General features: G+C 60.1%; 4 protein-coding genes. All 4 read left to right on the top strand.

The genetic code is table 11. From position 1 onward, the window contains the following. The coding region (locus tag ACP691_RS21540; RefSeq protein ID WP_426199777.1) for a tyrosine-type recombinase/integrase at window positions 1-1,179 on the top strand (1,179 nt) is incomplete at its 5' end. Window positions 1,180-1,289: 110 nt separating this feature from the next. After that, the gene (locus ACP691_RS21545) at window positions 1,290-2,954 is read left to right on the top strand and encodes a hypothetical protein (protein WP_048939653.1); all 1,665 of its coding nucleotides are present in this window, start codon (window positions 1,290-1,292) and stop codon (window positions 2,952-2,954) included. Between the two features lie 2 nt (window positions 2,955-2,956). Next, window positions 2,957-5,065: a hypothetical protein gene (locus tag ACP691_RS21550; RefSeq protein ID WP_048939652.1), complete on the top strand. Its 2,109-nt coding sequence runs from the start codon at window positions 2,957-2,959 to the stop codon at window positions 5,063-5,065. Next, window positions 5,062-5,430, top strand: coding sequence for a hypothetical protein (locus ACP691_RS21555; RefSeq protein ID WP_010409068.1), 369 nt, complete (start codon window positions 5,062-5,064; stop codon window positions 5,428-5,430). Before ACP691_RS21550 ends, ACP691_RS21555 begins: the two co-directional genes overlap by 4 nt. The last annotated feature ends 301 nt before the right edge of the window (window positions 5,431-5,731 follow it).

Genomic DNA, 5,731 nt, shown 5'->3' on the forward strand with positions numbered 1-5,731 from the left:
CGAGATCTTCAGGTCTTTGCCCGTTACCTGCGGGATGCGCGTTCAAAGTCGTTACTCGACGCATCGAGTGCCGACGTAGGGAAATATCGCAGCCTTCGGCTCGAAGGGCCGGGCGAGCTCCGACTATCGGGATCGTCTTGGAAGCGCACCTCTGCGGCGCTAACGCGGTTCTATCAATGGGCCGCCAGCGAGGACGCAGGACTGATATCAGTTGCGCCGAAAACCAGATTCCGCCGTGATGGCGCGGTTGCCGAAGATACGATCCGCATGATCCCGCTCGAGGATTACGTTCTGTTCCGAGACCAAGGCCTGCTCGGTGGGGGTTACGCGAACGGCATCACTCACCGGCGGAATCCGATGCGCGATGCCGCGTTCGCCGAGCTGCTTGTGACGACAGGGGTTAGGCTCGAAGAAGGCGCAAGCCTTCTGATCGGTGAGCTTCCGACGACGAACGCCCGCGTCTTTCACGGCTGTCGCAGCACCATGATCGACCTGCCCGCCAGAATCACCAAAGGGCGCAAACCTCGATCAGTGCCGTTCCCGAGGCGGGTAGCCAGTAACTTCATCGACGCTTATATTCGCGAGGAGCGGAGCCAGTTGGTCAATCGCTGGCGACGCGCGGGTGGGGTCCGGACCATGCGGCAGCCGCTCATCGGCACGCTTGCAGGCGGGCAACGCGTTTTGATCAAGGGCGAGCGGCGCCCTCGATCACTGGCGACTCTGCGCATCGACGAACGACGCAACCTCCTATTGCTGCCCGGATCGGGCGCACCATTGGAAAGTGCGCAGCCGGCAGCATTGTGGCTGGCGCAGGACGGCCAAGCCCTCACCCCCGCGGCATGGCAGTCGATATTCCGGCGTACCAGCAAGAAGTTGTCGGAGGACATGGGCTGGGACCTACACGTATCGCCCCATACCCTCCGGCATACCTTTGCCGTCTACTGGCTTACACACCTCGTCAAAGCGGAAGTGATGAGGCTCGACGATCGATCTGTCCCGGATCGAACCGAGGAAATCTACATGAAGGTTGTCAGCGACCCCTTGCGCCGGGTCCAGCGATGGCTGGGTCACGCCAGCGTCCTGACCACTGAAAAATATCTCACCTACCTCGATGAAGCCTTCGAAATCGTAGATCAGGCGGCCGAGGCGCTGGACTCTCGTCTGATGGGCTTCTTCTAGCAGTGGGTCGCCCTCGCCTCTCGTTCCGCGATTTACCTCCGCAGCAGGATGAGGAGCCGCGAGCCGACGCGATCGTAGCCTATCATCATCGTGACGGTGTCGGGCGCGAAATGACCTGGTTGCTGCACGAGGTGGGGAACGAAGGCCTGGGTCGCGATCTTGCCTTGTACCTTGGGCCGATGATGAACGAGCTGTTCGCCGGCCTGGCCGTCCCGAGTGTCGAACAGTATCGACAGAGCTGGATCCCGCTCGGGAAACATCTGTCCTCCAGCGGGCGCCTCAACGGGGGGCTTCGCGTGATCACGGCCGCTGACATCGATGCCTGCGACGTTCGGGGTCAATACTCCCGGTTCCGTTGCCTTGTTCACGGCCTTCGCGCGATAGACGAACGAAACCCTGATCTGCTTCGTCCGGATCTGAAGGCGCGGATCAACTTCACGAGCCGGCACAACGGAACGGCATTACGGCCCCGCGAACCGTTGACACCGTTCGTCGCTCGCGTCCTGAAAGACGCCGCTGATCGCAGCGTGGTAGCTACACGCGAAAGGATCTTGTCGGGCCGCGAGCAGATCGAAGCTTTGCGAAACAAGCCGGAGAGGAGCCGCTTTGAGAATGTGTTCCTGAGGGTCGCCGACGGCACGCGCCCCGCTCGAAGCGAGTTCGACATGTTCAAATATCGCAAGGTTGCCATCGCCGCGGCCAGCGATCTTCTCGTTCTGACCCTGCCTGATGCGATCTGCTTCATCATCGCCATCGCGCTCCGGGTCGAAATGCCGATAGAATGCCTGCGGACCCTGCGGCGCGACTGCCTGAAGAACCCCGCGAGAGGGTACGTCTCCATTGAATACACAAAGGGACGAGGCGGCCCCCGCGCGAAGATCAAGCGCGAACGCGTGCGTGATGGTGGAATTAATACGCCCGGCGGACTCGTTCGCCTTGCCCTCGAACTATCCCGACCCGCCGCCGAGCGAATGGCCGATCGAGGGGACCCGAATGCGGATTACCTGTGGGTGGGCTTCGTTGCAGCCGGACTGCCGAGCTGGCGGCGGTTCAGCCTTTCTACCCACAACTTCTATGCCGCGATCAGGAGCCTTGGGCTCGTCGACGAAGCGGGCAAGCCGATAACCAAGATCGTTCCCGCCCGGCTAAGGAAGACGGTGAAGCGGGACAATTACTTGCGCCACACAGGCCACCTTCGGCGCTTCGCGAGCGATCACTCGAAGCCAGTTGCCGCTCGGCATTATGCCGCGGTGGACGGGCTTCGAGAAGAGCATGCACGCTCGGTAGCGGTCGCTGAAGGTCAACTGTTCGACATGGCGATGATGCCGTTGGTCCTGCCACCGAAGGAGGAAGTCAGCGCGCTCGCATCCGGCCTCTCGATCGGAAACCAAAAGCTCGACGCAGGCGCGGTCGCGTCGTTGGTCTCAGGCGATGCCGATACGTTCCTTGGCATGTGTTCCGGCTTTTGGTCGAGCCCTCTTGGGCGGAACGACAACGGCTCCTGCGCCACCGCGTTCACCGGCTGCCTCCATTGCTCGAATGCAGTGTTCACCGCACGAAAACTGCCTGCATTGCTGACCTATCTGACATGGCTAGCTGAACGGCGCGCCGTCATGACGGAAGCGGAGTGGCACGAGCGCTACAGCGCCGACCATAATCGAATTATGGTACAGATACTCCCCGTGTTCGACGCTGGCGATATCGAACAGGCTCGGTCCACGGCGGAAAATGCCGCTGTGGCGCCAGCGCTGCCGCCACATCTTCAGCGGGGCTGAACATGCGTCGGGTTCTGGAACGTGCCGAAGCATCTTGGCGGATTGACCGTTCGGCATTGGTGATTCCGCCCCAGATGGTCGTGAGTGGCCGTGAGCAGCAGAATATCTCTCTGGTCGGGGACGATAAGTGGCTGCTCGAATGTGCCATCGCGCGGCCGACAAAGGCCCATGAAGCCTGTATCTGCTTCGGTCGGATCGCCGATGCTGATGAGCGGGAGCTCATACGAGAATACCTGTTCCTGTCTTTAAACTACGACTCCCGAGACAATGTGCGCGGCCGCCTCGGCGTCCTGAAACCTGGTTCGCTGATGCAGGTCGGCAATATAATCCGGCATTTTCTACAAGAAGTGCGGGAAGCCGGACTTCGACTCCACGAGATCGATCAGCCTTGGCTGGATCAGTGGCTGTCCGCGAAGCGGCACCTCGCACCGGCAACTCTTGTCTACAAGATCCTCTGCGTACGGCGACTTGCGCTCTATACGCCCTCCCTGTCGTTCCGGGGAATCGAGATAGCTCCTTGGGGTAACCGTTCAGCGACTAGGATCGCGGGATACCGGGGTGGCCGAGAAAATGTCACACCGCGAATACCGGAAGCCATTAGCGCGCCGGCGTTGCGGTGGGCCATGTTCTACGTCCATCATGGGATCGACGATCTTATCGCCCGACATCGTATAGCTGGCATCAACATCGCCGCGCGTCGGCAGAGAGTGTCACCGAAACTAAGCGACCAGCGCCTGCGCGCTTATTTGGATGCGCTTGAAGCATCGGGCTCTGGAGTACCGGCGACCCAAGATGGTCGACCCGCGTGGCCAGAAATCTGCAAGGCCAGCGGCCTCGGCGTGGCAGTGCTGAAGGCACGCTCAGCTATGCTCGAGAAGGCAATCTCGCAACTCGGAACCGAGCGCCCAGGCGCAAGCAGTGGTTGGGCCAGCATGCCAGGAACAAACATTGCGTGGCGGTCGCATCTTCCCAGCTTCAGCAGCCGTTATACCTTCATACCGGCGATAGCCGCGTGCTATCTCGTAATCGGCCTATTATCAGGAATGCGCGGCGAGGAAGCGGCCGCGCTCAAGCGTGGTTGCCTCAGACTCATGCGCGACGAACATGGGAAGGTTAAGGGCTACGAACTCGTCGGAAGAATCTTCAAAACCCGTAAAAACGTCGACGGCGCTGAACATCGCTGGACCGTGATAGAGCCTGTTGCCAGGGCCGTATTGGCAGCAATACGGTTGCAGGACTATCTACACAACAGCGCCGATCGAACGGAAGCGCCGCGAGATGATGAGCCCCTGTTCAAACCGGCCTTGATTCGGGGGGTGGGCAATGTCCAGCTTACGGCGCATCAATCGACCGTATACCTGAATTACTTTGCCAAAGAGTGTCGCCGGCTCGCCGAAGAAATGGCAGCGGCGGCGCCCGCCGAAGCCGACCGCATACTGGCACTTTATCATATCCCGGACGAGGGTGATGAACCCTGGCGGTGGCGCACGCGTCAGCTCCGCCGCACCCTTGCATGGTACATCGCCAGTCAGCCCTTCGGCGTGATCGCGGGCATGATACAATATGGGCACGCGAGCGCCATGATGTTCGAAGGCTATGCGGGCACTTCCCAATCCGGCTTCCGTTCGGAGATCGAAGAGGAACGTCGCCTCGCTCAGCTCAGCGATATCGTCGAGATGTACGAGGACTGGAAGGCAGGGATCAATCCAGGCGGCCCCATGCGATCGAAACTCGTCGCCGAATTTACAAGCATCAGAAACAAGATCGGAGATCTGCCCGGCACGGTCGTTGATGATCGGCGCCGCGCAAAAATGCTCTCGAACACCGCCGTCACGCTTCATCCGGGTTATATCAACGACTGCTTCTTCTATGCCGACCACGCCCTCTGCTTGAAGGTGAAAGGAGCTGAGGCGCAGCCGGCATTTACGAGGTGCCAGCCTGCTCGTTGTCCGAACAGCGTGGTGGCGAGGCGGCATGTGCTGGCTCTGCAATCATGCATCGCAGATGCCGAGACCATGAAAAATGGCAAGAACATCAGCCCGATCCAGAAACACGCCATTGAGGCACAGATCGATATTTACAGGCAGTTGCTGGAACAGGTCGAACGATGACGACGAAAGCGAACCCTCCCCGGAAATCGCAAGCCACCGTCGCGCTGCTTGACGCCTATAACCGCTTGCGCGACGGCAAAGGCACCGCGACGAATGGCAAGCTGAGCATAACCAATGTTGCGCGCGAGGCGGGGGTCAGTCGAGCGACGGCCTATCGATGCTCCAAACTTCTCGCTTTGTTCGATGAAGCTCCGAAGCCGCCGAAGGCTAAACCACAAAGCACGAGCGGCAAGGCCGAGCTGCGAAACGTGATCAACCAGTTGCTCAATCGTATCATCATGCTGGAGGCTGCGTTGGAAGCCAAAGACGCGGAACTCCGGCAATTGCGCTCAATGCTGCCAAAACCACGGCCGGCCGACTCATGATGCGAGCAAGTCCTGAGGACATTACAATCGACGCCACGTTGCACGCTCAATTCGCTCTACGCTACATGGCGACGCGAGACCGCCACGGGCGGGCTACGCATTGAAGGCAGGTTCAGTGTAAAACCCTCCCCGCTTGCGCAGCACTGATCCTCCCCTGCACAACGCTTGATGGATTTTGGTTGGGCCCATCACTCGACGAAGAATTCCCTCAATCAACGGCCCGCCTGCGACCAGCAGCTTGAATGGGTATCTCGCATGTAAATGACCGCGATTGGCCGTAAGGAGAACGGCAGGTATGGAC

This window comes from Pseudomonas sp. DC3200b2 (assembly GCF_049895785.1).
GTDB lineage: Bacteria > Pseudomonadota > Gammaproteobacteria > Pseudomonadales > Pseudomonadaceae > Aquipseudomonas > Aquipseudomonas massiliensis.